The sequence below is a fragment of the Flavobacterium sp. CG_23.5 genome, from assembly GCF_017875765.1.
Lineage (GTDB): Bacteria > Bacteroidota > Bacteroidia > Flavobacteriales > Flavobacteriaceae > Flavobacterium.
This window is the reverse complement of sequence record NZ_JAGGNA010000001.1, coordinates 2,961,047-2,976,854: the sequence shown is the minus strand read 5'-3', so window position 1 is coordinate 2,976,854 and position 15,808 is coordinate 2,961,047. Positions and strand designations below refer to the sequence as shown.

General features: G+C 33.6%; 17 protein-coding genes. 9 read left to right on the top strand and 8 right to left on the bottom strand.

The features are described from left to right. Positions 1 to 57: 57 nt before the first annotated feature. The 6 genes from H4V97_RS12905 to groL all read left to right on the top strand — a co-directional run bounded on the left by H4V97_RS12905 (position 58) and on the right by groL (position 5,283). Positions 58 to 1,317, top strand: a complete 1,260-nt coding sequence (locus tag H4V97_RS12905; RefSeq protein ID WP_196849829.1) for a sigma-54 interaction domain-containing protein — start codon at positions 58 to 60, stop codon at positions 1,315 to 1,317. Positions 1,318 to 1,388: 71 nt separating this feature from the next. Next, positions 1,389 to 1,892 (top strand): LptE family protein, encoded by a 504-nt coding sequence (locus H4V97_RS12900; RefSeq protein WP_209549912.1) that lies wholly within the window; start codon positions 1,389 to 1,391, stop codon positions 1,890 to 1,892. Positions 1,893 to 1,973: 81 nt separating this feature from the next. Continuing rightward, entirely contained in the window at positions 1,974 to 2,825 is an 852-nt protein-coding gene (locus H4V97_RS12895; RefSeq protein WP_209549911.1) for a tetratricopeptide repeat protein, read from the top strand. A 3-nt stretch (positions 2,826 to 2,828) separates the two neighbouring features. After that, the gene (gene secG, locus H4V97_RS12890; protein WP_196849826.1) at positions 2,829 to 3,173 is read left to right on the top strand and encodes a preprotein translocase subunit SecG; all 345 of its coding nucleotides are present in this window, start codon (positions 2,829 to 2,831) and stop codon (positions 3,171 to 3,173) included. Positions 3,174 to 3,310: 137 nt separating this feature from the next. After that, entirely contained in the window at positions 3,311 to 3,586 is a 276-nt protein-coding gene (gene groES / locus H4V97_RS12885) for a co-chaperone GroES (protein WP_035670228.1), read from the top strand. A gap of 68 nt (positions 3,587 to 3,654) precedes the next feature. Further along, positions 3,655 to 5,283, top strand: a complete 1,629-nt coding sequence (gene groL, locus H4V97_RS12880; protein ID WP_209549910.1) for a chaperonin GroEL — start codon at positions 3,655 to 3,657, stop codon at positions 5,281 to 5,283. 78 nt (positions 5,284 to 5,361) lie between these two features. On the opposite strand, the gene H4V97_RS12875 is transcribed toward groL, so the two are convergent. The 8 genes from H4V97_RS12875 to xrtF all read right to left on the bottom strand — a co-directional run bounded on the left by H4V97_RS12875 (position 5,362) and on the right by xrtF (position 12,536). Continuing rightward, the gene (locus H4V97_RS12875) at positions 5,362 to 6,042 is read right to left on the bottom strand and encodes a DedA family protein (protein ID WP_209549909.1); all 681 of its coding nucleotides are present in this window, start codon (positions 6,040 to 6,042) and stop codon (positions 5,362 to 5,364) included. 297 nt (positions 6,043 to 6,339) lie between these two features. Further along, positions 6,340 to 6,681 (bottom strand): heavy-metal-associated domain-containing protein, encoded by a 342-nt coding sequence (locus H4V97_RS12870; RefSeq protein WP_196849823.1) that lies wholly within the window; start codon positions 6,679 to 6,681, stop codon positions 6,340 to 6,342. A gap of 63 nt (positions 6,682 to 6,744) precedes the next feature. Beyond that, positions 6,745 to 8,754: a TonB-dependent receptor plug domain-containing protein gene (locus tag H4V97_RS12865; protein WP_209549908.1), complete on the bottom strand. Its 2,010-nt coding sequence runs from the start codon at positions 8,752 to 8,754 to the stop codon at positions 6,745 to 6,747. Between the two features lie 72 nt (positions 8,755 to 8,826). Beyond that, positions 8,827 to 9,228, bottom strand: a complete 402-nt coding sequence (locus tag H4V97_RS12860) for an HYC_CC_PP family protein (RefSeq protein ID WP_209549907.1) — start codon at positions 9,226 to 9,228, stop codon at positions 8,827 to 8,829. 53 nt (positions 9,229 to 9,281) lie between these two features. After that, the gene (locus H4V97_RS12855) at positions 9,282 to 10,637 is read right to left on the bottom strand and encodes an MBL fold metallo-hydrolase RNA specificity domain-containing protein (RefSeq protein ID WP_209549906.1); all 1,356 of its coding nucleotides are present in this window, start codon (positions 10,635 to 10,637) and stop codon (positions 9,282 to 9,284) included. Positions 10,638 to 10,678: 41 nt separating this feature from the next. Beyond that, a complete protein-coding gene (locus tag H4V97_RS12850) occupies positions 10,679 to 11,509 on the bottom strand; it encodes an ATP cone domain-containing protein (protein WP_209549905.1) in 831 nt (276 codons plus the stop codon). A 60-nt stretch (positions 11,510 to 11,569) separates the two neighbouring features. Further along, on the bottom strand, positions 11,570 to 12,010 hold the full coding sequence (locus H4V97_RS12845) for an exosortase F system-associated membrane protein (protein WP_209549904.1): 441 nt from the start codon (positions 12,008 to 12,010) through the stop codon (positions 11,570 to 11,572). Next, positions 11,988 to 12,536: an exosortase family protein XrtF gene (xrtF, locus tag H4V97_RS12840; RefSeq protein ID WP_209549903.1), complete on the bottom strand. Its 549-nt coding sequence runs from the start codon at positions 12,534 to 12,536 to the stop codon at positions 11,988 to 11,990. Before xrtF ends, H4V97_RS12845 begins: the two co-directional genes overlap by 23 nt. A gap of 74 nt (positions 12,537 to 12,610) precedes the next feature. Between xrtF and H4V97_RS12835 the strand changes: the two genes are divergently transcribed. The 3 genes from H4V97_RS12835 (at position 12,611) to H4V97_RS12825 (ending at position 15,758) form a co-directional block, all read left to right on the top strand. Continuing rightward, positions 12,611 to 13,072, top strand: coding sequence for a GAF domain-containing protein (locus H4V97_RS12835; RefSeq protein ID WP_209549902.1), 462 nt, complete (start codon positions 12,611 to 12,613; stop codon positions 13,070 to 13,072). A gap of 128 nt (positions 13,073 to 13,200) precedes the next feature. Next, on the top strand, positions 13,201 to 13,467 hold the full coding sequence (rpsO, locus tag H4V97_RS12830) for a 30S ribosomal protein S15 (protein WP_196849815.1): 267 nt from the start codon (positions 13,201 to 13,203) through the stop codon (positions 13,465 to 13,467). A 149-nt stretch (positions 13,468 to 13,616) separates the two neighbouring features. Further along, complete coding sequence (locus tag H4V97_RS12825) at positions 13,617 to 15,758, top strand: polyribonucleotide nucleotidyltransferase (RefSeq protein ID WP_209549901.1); 2,142 nt, start codon at positions 13,617 to 13,619, stop codon at positions 15,756 to 15,758. Positions 15,759 to 15,808 lie beyond the last annotated feature (50 nt).

Genomic DNA, 15,808 nt, shown 5'->3' with positions numbered 1-15,808 from the left:
TACCTCAATTGGCTGACTTTAAAATTTAAACAAAAACAACTTTAAACAATATAGAACATGGATACAGTTCAAAACATAAAACAACGATTTGAGATTATCGGGAATGACCCGAAGCTCAATCGTGCAATAGAAAAAGCCATTCAGGTTGCTCCTACTGATATTTCAGTATTAGTGGCAGGGGAAAGTGGTGTTGGGAAAGAAAACATTCCCAGAATTATTCATTCGCTTTCGCATAGAAAACACGGAAAATATATCGCTGTAAACTGCGGGGCCATTCCGGAAGGAACTATTGACAGTGAACTTTTTGGACATGAAAAAGGAGCATTTACAGGAGCAACCGGAACACGTGAGGGGTACTTTGAAGTGGCTGACGGTGGAACCATTTTTCTTGATGAAGTAGGTGAATTGCCTCTGACCACTCAAGTTCGATTGTTGCGCGTATTAGAAAATGGCGAATTTATAAAAGTCGGTTCTAGTCAGGTACAAAAAACGGATGTTCGAATTGTAGCTGCGACCAATGTCAATTTATTTGATGCTATTCAAAAAGGGAAATTTAGAGAAGATCTGTATTATCGATTAAGCACGGTGGATATTAACTTACCGCCTTTGAGAGATAGAAAAGAAGATATTCATTTGTTGTTTAGAAAGTTTGTTGCAGATTTTGCTCATAAGTACAAAATGCCTCCTTTAAAATTAGATGAAGTTGCCATTCAGTTGTTGCAAAAATTCCGTTGGAGCGGAAACATTCGTCAATTGAGAAACGTAGCGGAACAGATTTCCGTTTTGGAAACTAATCGTGAAATTACGGCGGCAACATTGCAGTCTTATCTACCACAAGAAGGAACTAATTTACCATCTGTGATAAAAGATAAAAAAAGTGATAGTGATTTTAGTAACGAAAGAGAAATTTTGTACAAAGTGCTTTTTGACATGAAAAGTGACTTGCATGATTTAAAAAAACTTACTTTAGAGTTGATGGAAAACGGCAGTTCTAAAGTACAGGAAACCAATAAAAAACTAATCACTAAAATTTACGGTTCTAAAGAAAATGACAGTGAGATAGATTTTGAAGAAGAACCTAGAACCAATCTGATTACAGCACAAAATAAAGAAGAACAATATCAGGAGAATGACGATAATTACTTGTTTGCAGAAACTATCGAAGAGGAAGAAGAAATATTGAGACTGGAGCAAAAAGAAATTGAAATGATTAAAAAATCATTGGAAAAAAATAAAGGAAAACGAAAAGCTGCAGCTGATGAATTGGGAATTTCCGAAAGAACTTTATACCGAAAAATTAAACAATTTGATTTGTAATTTTTTCAATAAGTTATAAAGTCACGAATGATTTGCCTAAAATGAATATCTTTGGTTTTTTAAAATATAAAATGAGACACTTACATTACATCTTCGCTATTACAATTATTTTCACATTAAACAGTTGTTCGGTTTATAACTTTACTGGGACCGGAAAAATTGACGCCAAAACTTTTCAAGTCAATTTTTTTCAAAATAATGCTGAAATAATTGAACCTGGAATAGACAGAACATTTACCCTCGCCTTACAAGATTTAATTCAGAATCAAACCAATCTAAATTTGGTGAAAAACAGTGCTGATTTAACTTACGAAGGGGAAATCATAGATTATCGAATAAGTCCGATGACGGCTACCGCCGACCAAAAAGCGGCACAAAACCGTTTAAAAATCAGAATAAATGTCCGTTTTACCAATAAAAATAAAGAAAAGGATGATTTTGAAAAAACATTCGAATTTTACTATGATTATCCTGCTGAACAACAACTGGTAGGATCTACTTTAAACAATGCTCTAAAAGAAATTTTTGACCGAATTACGCAAGATATCTTTAATGAATCTTTGGCCAAATGGTAAATAAGGTTTTGATTCAGTCATTTGTTGATTCCGTTAATCGAAGAACAAATAAACGAATAACCAAATAAACGAATAACCTTTATGAATGTAACCGATTATACTTATTTGATTAATAAACCAAATGCTGTTAATGAGAAGCAAACGGTCGTATTGGAAAAAGTACTAGATGAATTTCCTTATTTTCAAAGCGCCAGAGCATTACAATTAAAAGGGCTTTATAACCAAAATAGTTTCAGGTATAATTTTGCTTTGAAAGTTACTGCAGCGCATACAACAGATAGAGCAGTGCTCTTTGATTTCATTACATCAGATACTTTTACTGCGATACAAAAAGAATTCTACGATAAAAAAACGCTTGAACTTCTCGAGATCAATGTAATCGATAGTGAAATAATTGTTCACGAAGAAAAATTGGAACACAAAACAAATACATTAGAGCGCTCCATTCTTACTTCTATAAGGGAAGCTTTACCATTAGAATATGATGACACTAACAAAACTGCAGAAGAAAAATTAGCTATCGGTCAACCTTTGGATTTTTCTGTAAATGAACAACATTCTTTTCAAGAATGGCTACAACTATCGCGAACGCTACCTATTAATAGAGAATCTGAAAATAAGATTAGCCCAAAAACGCTGCCAATAGATGAGAACAAAAAGAAAAAAGCGGAATTAATCGACAAGTTTATAGAAACTAGTCCTAAAATTTCGCCAGTGAAACATGGCGTTCCCTCTACCGTAACTTTCGACCTAAATAAAGATGACAACTCCTATTTGATGACCGAGACTTTGGCGCGAGTTTATTTGGAACAAAAAAAATATCTAAAAGCGATTCAAGCTTATCAAATATTAATTTTGAAATATCCAGAAAAAAGTAGTTTCTTTGCAGACCGCATAGCGGATATTAAGATTTTACAACAAAATAATAATTAAACAATGAGCACATTTTCAATTTTTTTAGTTTTAATAACAATAGTTTGTTTTCTATTAATCGTAGTTATAATGGTTCAAAACCCTAAAGGTGGTGGATTGTCTTCTACAATAGGTGGCTCTCAAATGTTAGGTGGTGTACAGAAAACAACTGATTTTTTAGACAAAAGCACATGGACACTTGCTACTATTTTAATTGTACTGATACTTCTTTCAAGTTTAAGCTTTACTGGAGCATTAAGTGATAACGATTCAAAAATTATTGAGCAAACAGAAACTACTGCACCAACTACTGCTGCTCCAGCTTCTCCAGTTCAAAATACACCTGCTGCAACAAATCCAGCAAAATAAATTATTTCCCCTTATTCTAAATGCCAGCCTGTCAAAGCTGGCATTTTTTATAAGAAAATGTGTCAGTTTTAATAGGCTGGCACAATTTCTGAAATCCTATTAGCATTCATTAAAAAAATAATTTAAAACATAAAATCATGGCTTTAAACATCAAACCTCTTTCAGACAGAGTTCTTATCGAACCAGTTGCTGCTGAGACTAAAACTGCATCAGGGATTTTTATTCCGGACACAGCTAAAGAAAAACCACAAAAAGGAACTGTTGTTGCTGTAGGAAACGGTACAAAAGACCATACAATGACTGTTAAAATTGGAGATTCTGTCCTTTATGGAAAATACGCTGGAACAGAATTGAAATTGGAAGGAAAAGATTATTTGATAATGAGAGAAGACGATATTCTTGCAATTATATAATTAGAATTAAGATAAAAAAGTATTAAGTATTAAGATTTTAAAACCTTAAACACTAAACAAAATTTAAAATGGCAAAAGATATAAAATTCGATATAGAAGCACGTGACGGATTAAAACGTGGCGTAGATGCATTAGCAAATGCTGTAAAAGTAACCCTTGGACCAAAAGGTCGTAATGTAATTATTGGAAAAGCATTTGGTGGACCAACCGTTACTAAAGACGGTGTTACAGTTGCAAAAGAAATTGAGTTAAAAGATCCCTTAGAAAATATGGGTGCTCAAATGGTTAAAGAAGTTGCTTCAAAAACTAATGATTTAGCTGGAGATGGAACAACAACTGCAACTGTTTTAGCTCAAGCTATCGTAAAAGAAGGCTTGAAAAATGTAGCTGCAGGTGCAAATCCAATGGATTTGAAACGCGGTATTGACAAAGCGGTAGAAGCAATAGTAGCTGACTTAGCTAAGCAGGCAAAAGTAGTAGGAAGTGATTCTGAAAAAATAAAGCAAATTGCTTCGATTTCAGCTAATAATGACGAAGTAATTGGTGAATTAATCGCTGCTGCTTTCGCAAAAGTTGGAAAAGAAGGTGTCATCACTGTTGAAGAAGCCAAAGGAACAGATACCTATGTAGATGTTGTGGAAGGAATGCAATTTGACAGAGGATATCTTTCTCCTTATTTTGTTACCAATCCAGAAAAAATGGAAGTGGAATTGGAGAATCCTTACATACTTTTGTACGACAAAAAAGTATCTTCATTAAAAGAATTATTGCCAGTATTGGAACCTGTTGCACAATCGGGTAAACCTTTATTGATAATTGCTGAAGATGTTGATGGTGAAGCGTTATCTACATTGGTAGTAAATAAATTACGTGGAGCATTAAAAATTGCTGCAGTAAAAGCACCTGGTTTTGGAGACAGAAGAAAAGCAATGTTAGAAGATATTGCCATCTTAACAGGTGGAACTGTAATCTCAGAAGAAAGAGGTTATACTCTTGAGAACACTACACTAGAAATGTTAGGAACTGCGAAAAAAGTTACTATCGACAAAGACAACACGACTATTGTAAGTGGTGCTGGTGAAGCTGATATGATCAAAAATCGTGTGAACCAAATCAAAGGTCAAATGGAAGCTACCACTTCTGATTATGACAAAGAAAAATTACAAGAACGTTTGGCTAAATTAGCTGGTGGTGTAGCTGTACTTTATGTTGGAGCTGCTTCTGAAGTGGAAATGAAAGAGAAAAAAGACAGAGTGGACGATGCGCTTCATGCAACTCGTGCTGCTGTTGAAGAAGGAATAGTTGCTGGTGGTGGTGTTGCGTTATTAAGAGCCAAAAACGTACTAAGCGCTATTAAGGCTGACAATGCTGATGAGGCAACAGGAATTCAAATTGTTTCTCGTGCTGTAGAATCTCCTTTGAGAACTATTGTTGAGAATGCAGGTCTTGAAGGTTCGGTAGTTGTTGCAAAAGTGGCTGAAGGAAAAGGTGACTTTGGATACAATGCTAAAACAGATGAATACGTTGATATGCTAAAAGCTGGTATTATTGACCCTAAAAAAGTAACTCGTGTAGCATTAGAAAATGCAGCATCGGTTGCGGGGATGATATTAACTACTGAATGTGCTTTGATCGATATTAAAGAAGAAAATGGTGGCGGAAACCAGATGGGTGGTGGTATGCCAGGAATGATGTAAAATCTGTTCCAAGTTAAATAAAAAACTCCGTCTCGTTATTGCAACGAGACGGAGTTTTTTTATGATTAGGATTCAGGATTATTTTAAATGTATATTTTTTTTCAAAAGCTTGAATAAAACGGGAACCGTAGTTATCAAAACAATTATTATTATAATATATTCTATATTCTTTTTTAAGTCAATTCCAAATTCATCCAAAAAGATGCCATACAAATAATGACCTGAAAAAATTAAAATGAATGACCATAAAAAAGAACTCAAAATATTAAAAAACATGAATTTGCTCTTATCCATAGATACTATTCCGGCAACAATAGGTGCGAAGGTTCTAAAAATAGGTAGGAAACGGGCAAATATTATAGCTTTTCCTCCATACTTCTCAAAAAAATCTTTGGACTGTATCAAGTATTTCTTCTTAAACCAGAAAGTATCTTCTTTTTTAAATAAATAATAGCCACTTTTCGCTCCAAACCAATAACCGACCGTATTCCCAAAAATCCCTGCTATTGCAACCAAAAGAGATAATATGGTAACATTTATGAAATCACTATCGATAGATATTAAATTTTGAACTAAATCTCTACTGTAGATTCCCGCAAGAAAAAGCAAACTGTCTCCAGGAAGAAAAAAACCGGCGAAAAGACCAGTTTCGGCAAAAATTATAAATAAAACTATATATAAACCTATTTGAACTCCTCCTATTTGAAGGGTAATATAAAATTCTGGATTAAGTAATTGTGTCCAATCAAAATTATTCATAGAGCAGCTTTGTAATTAAATTTATTGGTCGTGAAAGTAAGAATAATTTACCTTAACCGCAATTTATTGATATACTTTAAAGTTTAATTAACGCTCGAAAGCATTATAGCGACGATCATAATTAACAACATAATCCAAATATAGCTTTCAATTCATATGTAATTTGCCGATGGTAGATTTAGTCAAAAAAAATATTTATTAGAAACGCTACCTCTTGTCAGTAATAAAAAAATTCACTTTAAATTCCATCTAAATAACAAAATTAAAAGCCCAAAGCTTTCACTTCGGGTTTCAAAATTATTTGCGCTCATATAAGCAGCAACTATGAAGACTTTCATAATCTTCTTTTGTTGCCTTCACTTCATCAGTATCATGGCCAACTTTTGCAATCGCTTTTTTTACATCTAAAGGAGTAGTTTTCTCTTCATTCATAATCAAAGCCAATTGATGTGTTTCTATACTCCAAACTGCCGATTTCACTCCGACCACTGAATAAGCTGCTTTTTGAATTCGCTTCTGGCATTGTTCACAATTGCCGTTTACTTCAGTAACGTACTTAGCGTTTTTATTCTTTTTATCTTGGGCATGAGCCGAAAACCCAATAAATGTTACAAGGAGAACTACAATTATATTTTTCATATTTTCTTTTTTAATATTTATATTTTTGACCTTTGAAATTGATTTTTGAAACTGACTTTTGAATTATTTTATTTTAAATCGCAATCCTGCATAATACATTTGTCCAAAAACTGGTGCATATACAATTGATGCATCAAAATTAGAGCCAAAAGGGTTTTCACTTCCAAGAATAGCTTTTTCTTGGGTATAATTTCCAATATTCTCTCCTCCAATATACATTTCAAATGTAGAAGAAAAAGTTTTGGTAATTTGCGCATTCATTAAAGAATACGATTTTGAAAATTCAGGTAATCTATCATTTACAGGATTTGAAGCTGTAGTAGGCAATTGTTGCTGACCAATCCAATTGAAAGTGTAATCAAATTTCCACTGATTTCCATTTTCACCAATGTGTGTCTCATATTCTAAATTACCAAAAAAACGATGTTTCGCCTGTAATGGCTTTTGGTAATTCCCAGAAAGATAATCGGTTCTCACATCATAAAATTTATAGGCTGAACGTAAATTTAAATGTTCCACAAGTTCATAATTGAATTCCAATTGCAAACTATTGGCAAAAGATTTTCCTTTCAAATTATAGAACAAAACCTGTTGAGCACTTTGCATCACATCGACCACAGCCTGATTTTGAAAATCGGTTCTGTAGAAATCAAATCCAACATCAGCATTTTTACCAAAGAGAGAGAATTTTTGCGCAAAGCTAAAACCGTAATTCCACGCAATTTCAGGATTCAAACCATAAATTTTTCCGTTGGAATCTAAAATGTCAAAGGTTCTCGAACTGGCAAACAGCGGTTGGTTTTCGGCAAAAATATTCGCTGAACGCTTTCCTCTTCCTGCTGAAAATCGCAAAACTCCTTTTTCCCAAGGATTGTATCGAACATGTAATCGTGGTGTTAGAAATGTACCTAAACGATTATGATTATCAACTCTTCCGCCAAGAATTATACTAAAATCATCTGCGTTATCATAAGTGTATTCAAAAAAAGCACCAACTGAATTATCAATTCTGCTATAATCGTTTATATTAACAAATTCTTGGTATTTGTCATAGGTAAAATTCAAACCCGCCGAAAATTTATTCATGGTATTATTGATAATCGAATTGAAAATCAAATTCGAATAATAACTGCTTTGCTTTATATTATATTGGTTTAAACCAAAGTAAGAACGTTGATCATGACTGTTAAAAGCATTTTGAAAACCAATACTTTGATATGGTAAATCTTTAAAAACATATCCTACTTTTGTGGAAACATCTAAACGTTCGGTATTGATTTCAGAACCCCAATAATTGGTTGTTCCTTTATCTCTTTCGGGACTGAAATTTAATTCTCCTGTTTGTTTTTTATCATTCATATATCTGAAATTGATAAAACTTACCCAGCCTTTTTCCGCATTATAATACTGGTATCTATTGAGAATATTAATTTGTTTTGCCAACGGATTATCCAGAAAACCATCGTCATTCATATCGAGTTTAGCCAAGCGCGCATTCCCGTGAAGAAACAAACTACTACTCCATTTATCCGAAAGTTTAGTATTGAAATGGGTATTTAACTCAAATCGGGAATCAGTCGAACCATAAGCATTCAAGAAAAATGGAATGTCGTTAATGGGTTTGATTAACTCCGTATTAATTTGACCAGAAATACTTTCGTATCCATTGACCACACTTCCTGCACCTTTTGTGATTTGGATACTTTCAACCCAGGTTCCAGGTGTAAATGACAAGCCATACGCTTGTGAAGCTCCTCGAACCGAGGGAACATTTTCTTCGGTTATCATTAAATACGGACTTGTCAATCCGAGCATTTTGATTTGTTTTGTTCCTGTTAAAGCATCCGAAAAATTGACATCGATGGATGGATTTGTCTCAAAACTTTCGGCGAGATTACAACAAGCAGCTTTCAGCAGTTCTTTGCTCGTAATGAGTGTAGTGTTTCCTGTTACTGTAAATGATTTTTGAATTCCTTTTCGTTTGTTTACGACTTTGACCTCTTGTAGATTTTCTTGCGAAAAAACAGGAACCGACATCAAAATCGCTAGAAAAAGTATTATTATTTTATGCATGATGAAATATTTAATGTTTATAAAAAGTATATTCAAATCACAAGAAATGATTTGACTTTTAAAACATTAATATCAGGCGTAGAAAATATATTGGTTGTACAGCTTAAAAAGTGGCGGCGCATTAGCATCGCAGAAAAAAGAAGTAACTTGGGTAGTTTTGAAATTTCTATTTGAAGAAATTACAATCGTTTGCCATTCCTGTATCAGAAAAGAAAAATGGGAATCAAAGGAAAATGCTTTAGCGGTTGCGTTATCCGATTTTTTTTGAAAGTTAACTACTTTATCTTTACAACAACTATCCTTTTTGGCAACGATTTTTTCGCAACAGCCTTTATCTGATTGTTGAGAAACAATTGTATTTAAGGAAACCGAAGCAATTTCTTTTCCACAATAATGCACATTAAAAGCCAACCCTACATTGGAAACCAATAGTAGAAAGGCCAAAAATAAACTAGTGCATTTTTTAATATTCATGACACAAAATTAGTTAATAAAGTGACTCTTAAATCTAAAAATAGTGTTAAAAATCACAATTCAAATTCTTGTCCCATTAAAGGAATTTTACAATCAAAATGATATTGTTCATTAATTTTTATACGAAGTTCATCCAGCGGCTCATTTTCGCCATGAACCAAAAATACTTTCGTAGGTTTATTTTCTAATGCCGATAGCCAGTTAAGCAAATCCTTTTGGTCTCCATGAGCCGACAAACTTTCAATTTCGACAATATTTGCCAATACCGGATAATATTTACCATGAATTTTAATTTCTTTGGCTCCTTCCAATAATTTTCTTCCACGCGTTCCTTCGGCTTGAAAACCAATAATAATTACAGTAGTTTCCGGCAAACCTATATATCGTTCTAAATAACTCAACACTCTACCGCCAGTAATCATTCCGCTGGCAGCAATTACCACTTTAGGTTGTTTATTGTAGATAGCTTCAATAGTTTCCTGATAATCTGTAATCATGGAAAACATTTTACACATGGCAATGTATTCATGCTCGGGCAATTTATGCCATTTTCTATTGTTTTCGAAAATTTCCAAAACACTTATTCCCATTGGTGTATCAATAATGTAAGGAATATTAGGAATTCTATTTTCTTCTTTAAGTTGCCATAATAAATACATAACGGTTTGCGCACGCTCTACAGCAAAACTGGGAATAATGATGGTTCCGCCTTTCTCAACCGTATTGTTAATATACATTTCCAGTTCCGCTTTGACATCCGTATCAGGATGAAGACGATCTCCGTAGGTGCTTTCCAAAAATATATAATCGCCTCTTTTGGGCTTGGTTGGCGGATACATTAGCACATCATTATCACGGCCAATGTCTCCTGAAAAAACTAAGATTTTATTTTCAAGCTGCAATTCAATGGTACATGCTCCAAGGATGTGTCCAGCATTCGTATAAACCGCAGTAATTTCGGCATCCAAAGGAATTGATTCGTTCGTTTTTATAACTCTAAAAAGAGGAAAAACTTTTTCGGCTTGAGCAACATTATAAAGCGGTTGGGCAATTTCGTGTTTAGAAAATTTTCCTTTATTGGCTATATTTGCTTCTTCCTCTTGAATTTTAGCACTGTCCAATAGAATCAGTTTTGTTATATCTTTAGTGGGACTCGTGCAATAAATTTTACCTTTAAAACCCTGATCAACTAATCTGGGCAACCAGCCACAATGATCTAAATGCCCGTGAGTCAGCAAAACAAAATCTATTGTGGATGGCAAAATGGGCAATGGCTCCCAATTGAGCTCTCGCAAAGGTTTAATCCCTTGAAATTGTCCACAGTCTATCAATATTCTAATCCCATTGCTTTCAATTAATGTTTTCGAACCGGTAACGGTTCCCGCTCCACCAATAAATTTGACTTTCATTTTCCCAGATTTAAAATTAAACAAATCAGTAATCTCTATTTCTAAATGTATCTACATAATTCAGAAGCTTCTTTTAAAACATTCTTTATGCGATTTGAACTCAATCCAATTCTTTCCAAAGAATCAGGATTATTTACTATTTCTTTTACCAAAATCACATCCAATATCAATAATTTATCTTTTTCGGCGAGGGTTAAAGTGGTTAAACAAGTTACTGGATAAAGAAAATTATTGTCGTTTTTTGTTTTTAAATTATTGTCCGCCGGATAATTCCAACTTAACAAATTTAAGCCAGAACATTTTGCAAAATCAACTGCATCGGACGTAAATCGGTTATTAGTGACAATCCAACAACTGGAAACCATATCTTTCATTGTAAAAATAGGATGCTTTCTATCTTTCAAATCATTAAATCGAGATAAAATATACATGGGAATTTTCACATCGGTTGCCAAATCTCTTCCTACGTGAAACTTACACTCCACCATCGAAATAACATCATTCTTTTTTATCAATACATCAATTTCATGGGACACGCACTTTCCAAACAAAGTCAAATTAGTCACTGTAGTATAATGCTCTGAGGCGAAAAGTCGGGCAATATATTTTTCAAAGAAAAAACCTGCAGGACCTAATAATCGGATTGCTTCCCTTAAATTATAACGTGCTGCATGAGAATTAGCCGTTTTTTTCAATAATCCAAAAGCCATTTTGTAAATTTGCTTAGTGGAAATTCCTTCGTAGATCTCGTTTTGAATCGATTGCAGAATAATTTCAACCACGTTAACACTTGCCCCAGATTTCAAAAGCGAACTTTTAAGTTTGTCAGGATTAAAATCAACAATAACCCCAGAATGTTTGACTATCTTCATCTTATTATTTATTTGATAATAAACAAATTACACAAACTAAAGATACAGATAAAAGACTACTTAATTTTGTTTTTGATAAAAAAATCCAGGAACAAACAACAAAACAAAAATGGGTTGAATGAGAAATCTTCGAACATAAAAAAGGGTTAAATAATGATGTTCTACATTAATGAAGAGAATAGCGAAGAAAATAATAATTAAAATCAAAAAGAAAACAATATATAAAATGGAAGCAAATTTGACCATTTCGATTTCTTTAAAAAGAACATAAATAATTCCTAATGATATTATGGAATTCAAACCATACCGAAACAATAATCCACCAAATAATAGAAGAGAATCATAGACTGGCAAAGGCAAATTTGTAAAATCATTTTTAAAAAAATCCAAAAAAGGGTCATAGAATAATTGATCTTCAAATGCACGAATAAGCACCAACAATCCTACCAAAAGAAGGAATAAGGCTAATCTGATTTTATTATTTAATATTTTTCGAAGCATATTTTGAAAAATTACGTACCCATATTACCCATAAAATAAAAACTACCCCATATATAAATAACGGAAAAAGTACACCGTGTAAAATTTGCTTTTGATTTGGAAAATGAAATATCAACATGCACAGTAAAGCTATTCGAATCACATTTAAAACATATATAAATAGGCTTCCGCCAAAAATAAACAGCAAAGTAGGCTTTAGCTTCCCAGAAAATGAGACCACAAAAGAAACAAACAAAATAATTACGCTGATTGCATTACAACCTTCAATAATTCGAGCTACATATTTTTGATTATATATCAACTTAATAAAGGAATGGGATTGATTATCTTCAATTGTAAAATTAACACCAAAAAATTGCAATAATTGATTCGTGTTCTCGCCGACCATTCTTGTAATAGTATCTAATTTATTTTCTCCAAAACTATTTAGATACCCCTGATAAAGCACAGTTAATACTATATAAGTAAAAAAAAAGGTGCCTAAAAAAAGCAAAAAAGGTTTATATCGAATAAAATATTTTTTCAAAATCAATTTTTTAACAAATTTATACAAATTTTAAAACCGGCTTTAAATACTTTTGCATAAATAAAAATAAAACCATGACATTTCAAGAATTACAACCAAAAGTAATCGAAATAACATTAGATACAACTTTTTCAAGAGACGAAAAACTAAAAGCTATTTGTCAGCTTTTAAGCGACTCAATAGAATATTACAATTGGGTAGGATTCTATTTTGCCAATCATGACACTAAAACACTACATCTTGGACCTTATGTTGGCGCCGAAACGGATCATACGGTAATTCCTTTTGGAAAAGGGATTTGTGGACAAGTGGCGGTTTCTAATCAGAATTTTGTGGTGCCAGATGTTTCGGCTCAAGATAATTATATTGCTTGTAGTTTTACGGTAAAATCAGAAATCGTAGTTCCGCTTTTTGTAAACGGAGAAAACATAGGACAAATAGATATTGACAGCCATGTTATCGATCCATTTACAGAAGTTGACGAGAAATTTTTAGAATTTGTAAATCAAGAAGTTGCAAAATTATATACAGTATAACACACTGCAAATTAAATTCTTAAAGCTTAGAGAAATTTTCTCTTGCCTTTTTAAAAATAAAGATTATCTTTGCACCCGTCTTACAATGGATGTATGACATACATAAAAATCATTAAACAAATATTGGAATGTATTTAACTAAAGAGATTAAAGAAGAAATTTTCGCTAAACACGGAAATGTTACAGACACAGGAAAATCAGAAAGTCAAATTGCTTTGTTCACCTTCAGAATTAGCCACTTAACTGAGCACTTGAAAAAAAATCGTCACGATTATAACACAGAGCGTTCATTAGTATTGCTAGTTGGTAAAAGAAGATCTTTGTTGGATTACTTGAAGAAAACAGAAATCAACAGATATCGTGAGATTATCAAAGTATTGAATATCAGAAAATAATCAATACAAAAGAGGTGCGAAAGTGCCTCTTTTTGTTTTTACATACAATAATAAAAAAAGTTTGGTTTTTCATTGGGTTTTAGGCATTAACTACGCAAACAACAACTACAACACAACTAGAACCCATGTTTAACTAAAAAATTAAATTTATGATTCCACAATTATTTGTAGAAAGTATCGATTTAGGTGATGGCAGAAACATCACAATCGAGACAGGTCGTTTAGCCAAACAAGCGGATGGATCTGTAGTAGTAAGAATAGGTAAAACTGTTATTTTAGGAACAGTTGTATCTTCAAGAAAAGCAAGTCCAGGTATCGATTTTCTTCCGCTTACGGTAGATTATCGTGAAAAATTTGCTGCAGCAGGACGTTTCCCAGGTGGTTTCTTCAAGAGAGAAGCGAGACCAAGTGATAACGAAGTATTAACAATGCGTTTAGTTGACCGTGTTTTACGTCCACTTTTTCCAGATGATTACCATGCAGAAGTTCAGGTAATGATTCAATTAATGTCTCATGACGAAGACGTAATGCCAGATGCATTAGCAGGTTTAGCAGCATCAGCAGCTTTAGCTTTGTCTGACATTCCATTTGAAACGTTAATCTCTGAAGCTAGAGTTGGTCGAGTTGACGGAAAATTCATTATCAATCCAAGTCGTGCTCAATTAGAATTGTCTGACATCGATATGATGATTGGGGCTTCTATGGATTCTATCGCAATGGTAGAAGGAGAGATGAAAGAAATTTCAGAAGCAGAAATGCTTGAAGCAATTAAATTTGCTCACGAACATATTAAAAATCAAATTTCTGCTCAATTACGTTTACAAGCTGCTTTTGGAAAAAAAGAAACTCGTACTTACGAAGGAGAGAGAGAAGACGAAGCAATTTACGCTAAAGTAAAAGCTGCATCCTACGATATGTGTTATGCTATCGCAAAACAAGGTACAGCAAAACAAGAAAGAACAGCTCAATTTGCAGCAGTAAAAGAAGAAGTAAAAGCTTTATTTACAGAAGAAGAATTGGCTGAAAACGGCGATTTAGTTTCTAAATACTTTTATAAAGCAAATAAAGAAGCAGTTCGTAATGTAACCCTAGATTTAGGAACACGTTTAGACGGAAGAAAAACTACAGAAATCAGACCAATCTGGTGTGAAGTAGATTATTTACCATCTGTACACGGATCTGCATTGTTTACACGTGGAGAAACTCAAGCATTGGCAACAGCTACTTTAGGAACCTCTAGAGAAGCAAACCAAATTGACTCTCCATCTCAACAAGGTGAAGAGCGTTTCTACTTACACTATAACTTCCCTCCTTTCTCAACTGGTGAGGCACGTCCTTTAAGAGGAACTTCAAGAAGAGAAGTTGGTCACGGAAACTTAGCACAAAGAGCCTTAAAAAACATGATTCCTGCTGATTGTCCTTACACAATCCGTGTTGTATCTGAAGTATTAGAATCTAACGGTTCATCTTCTATGGCAACAGTTTGCGCTGGAACATTAGCATTGATGGATGCTGGTATCCAAATGATTCGTCCCGTTTCTGGAATTGCAATGGGATTGATTACTGACGGAGAACGTTTTGCAGTATTGTCTGATATTCTTGGTGACGAAGATCACTTAGGAGATATGGACTTTAAAGTAACTGGAACTTCTGAAGGAATTACTGCTTGTCAAATGGACATCAAGATTGACGGATTGAAATATGAGATTATGGAAGCAGCATTGGCGCAAGCTCGTGACGGTCGTTTACATATCCTTGGAAAATTAATTGAAACTTTGGCATCGCCTAAAGAAGATGTTAAAGCTTACGCTCCAAAAATTATTACAAGAAGAATTCCTAATGCATTTATTGGTGCGTTGATTGGACCTGGAGGAAAAGTGATTCAAGAATTACAAAAAACAACAGGGACAACAATTGTTATCAACGAAGATCCAACTACTGAAGAAGGTGTTATCGAAATCTTAGGAACAGATCCTGCTGGAATTGAAGCAGTATTGGCTAAAATCAAGTCAATCACTTTCAAGCCACAAATGAATGAATCCTATGAGGTGAAAGTAATCAAAATGCTTGATTTTGGTGCAGTAGTAGAATACCTAGAAGCTCCTGGAAATGAAGTATTACTTCACGTTTCTGAGCTTGCATGGGAACGCACAGAAAATGTTTCTGATGTTGTGAAAATGGGTGATGTTTTTCAAGTGAAATACTTAGGTATGGATCCAAAAACAAGAAAAGAAAAAGTGTCAAGAAAAGCACTTTTGCCAAGACCTCCACGTGAGGAAAGAAAAGAGTAATCAGATCTTAGTTTACTAAAGGTTTATTTATAGAAAACCCCAATTCATTT

Excerpts from the sequence above, each read along its gene's own strand:
- H4V97_RS12905 (WP_196849829.1), top strand. The coding sequence starts at position 58 with ATGGATACAGTTCAAAACATAAAACAACGATTTGAGATTATCGGGAAT.
- H4V97_RS12900 (WP_209549912.1), top strand. The coding sequence starts at position 1,389 with ATGAGACACTTACATTACATCTTCGCTATTACAATTATTTTCACATTA.
- H4V97_RS12895 (WP_209549911.1), top strand. The coding sequence starts at position 1,974 with ATGAATGTAACCGATTATACTTATTTGATTAATAAACCAAATGCTGTT.
- secG (WP_196849826.1), top strand. The coding sequence starts at position 2,829 with ATGAGCACATTTTCAATTTTTTTAGTTTTAATAACAATAGTTTGTTTT.
- groES (WP_035670228.1), top strand. The coding sequence starts at position 3,311 with ATGGCTTTAAACATCAAACCTCTTTCAGACAGAGTTCTTATCGAACCA.
- groL (WP_209549910.1), top strand. The coding sequence starts at position 3,655 with ATGGCAAAAGATATAAAATTCGATATAGAAGCACGTGACGGATTAAAA.
- H4V97_RS12875 (WP_209549909.1), bottom strand. The coding sequence starts at position 6,042 with ATGAATAATTTTGATTGGACACAATTACTTAATCCAGAATTTTATATT.
- H4V97_RS12870 (WP_196849823.1), bottom strand. The coding sequence starts at position 6,681 with ATGAAAAATATAATTGTAGTTCTCCTTGTAACATTTATTGGGTTTTCG.
- H4V97_RS12865 (WP_209549908.1), bottom strand. The coding sequence starts at position 8,754 with ATGCATAAAATAATAATACTTTTTCTAGCGATTTTGATGTCGGTTCCT.
- H4V97_RS12860 (WP_209549907.1), bottom strand. The coding sequence starts at position 9,228 with ATGAATATTAAAAAATGCACTAGTTTATTTTTGGCCTTTCTACTATTG.
- H4V97_RS12855 (WP_209549906.1), bottom strand. The coding sequence starts at position 10,637 with ATGAAAGTCAAATTTATTGGTGGAGCGGGAACCGTTACCGGTTCGAAA.
- H4V97_RS12850 (WP_209549905.1), bottom strand. The coding sequence starts at position 11,509 with ATGAAGATAGTCAAACATTCTGGGGTTATTGTTGATTTTAATCCTGAC.
- H4V97_RS12845 (WP_209549904.1), bottom strand. The coding sequence starts at position 12,010 with ATGCTTCGAAAAATATTAAATAATAAAATCAGATTAGCCTTATTCCTT.
- H4V97_RS12835 (WP_209549902.1), top strand. The coding sequence starts at position 12,611 with ATGACATTTCAAGAATTACAACCAAAAGTAATCGAAATAACATTAGAT.
- rpsO (WP_196849815.1), top strand. The coding sequence starts at position 13,201 with ATGTATTTAACTAAAGAGATTAAAGAAGAAATTTTCGCTAAACACGGA.
- H4V97_RS12825 (WP_209549901.1), top strand. The coding sequence starts at position 13,617 with ATGATTCCACAATTATTTGTAGAAAGTATCGATTTAGGTGATGGCAGA.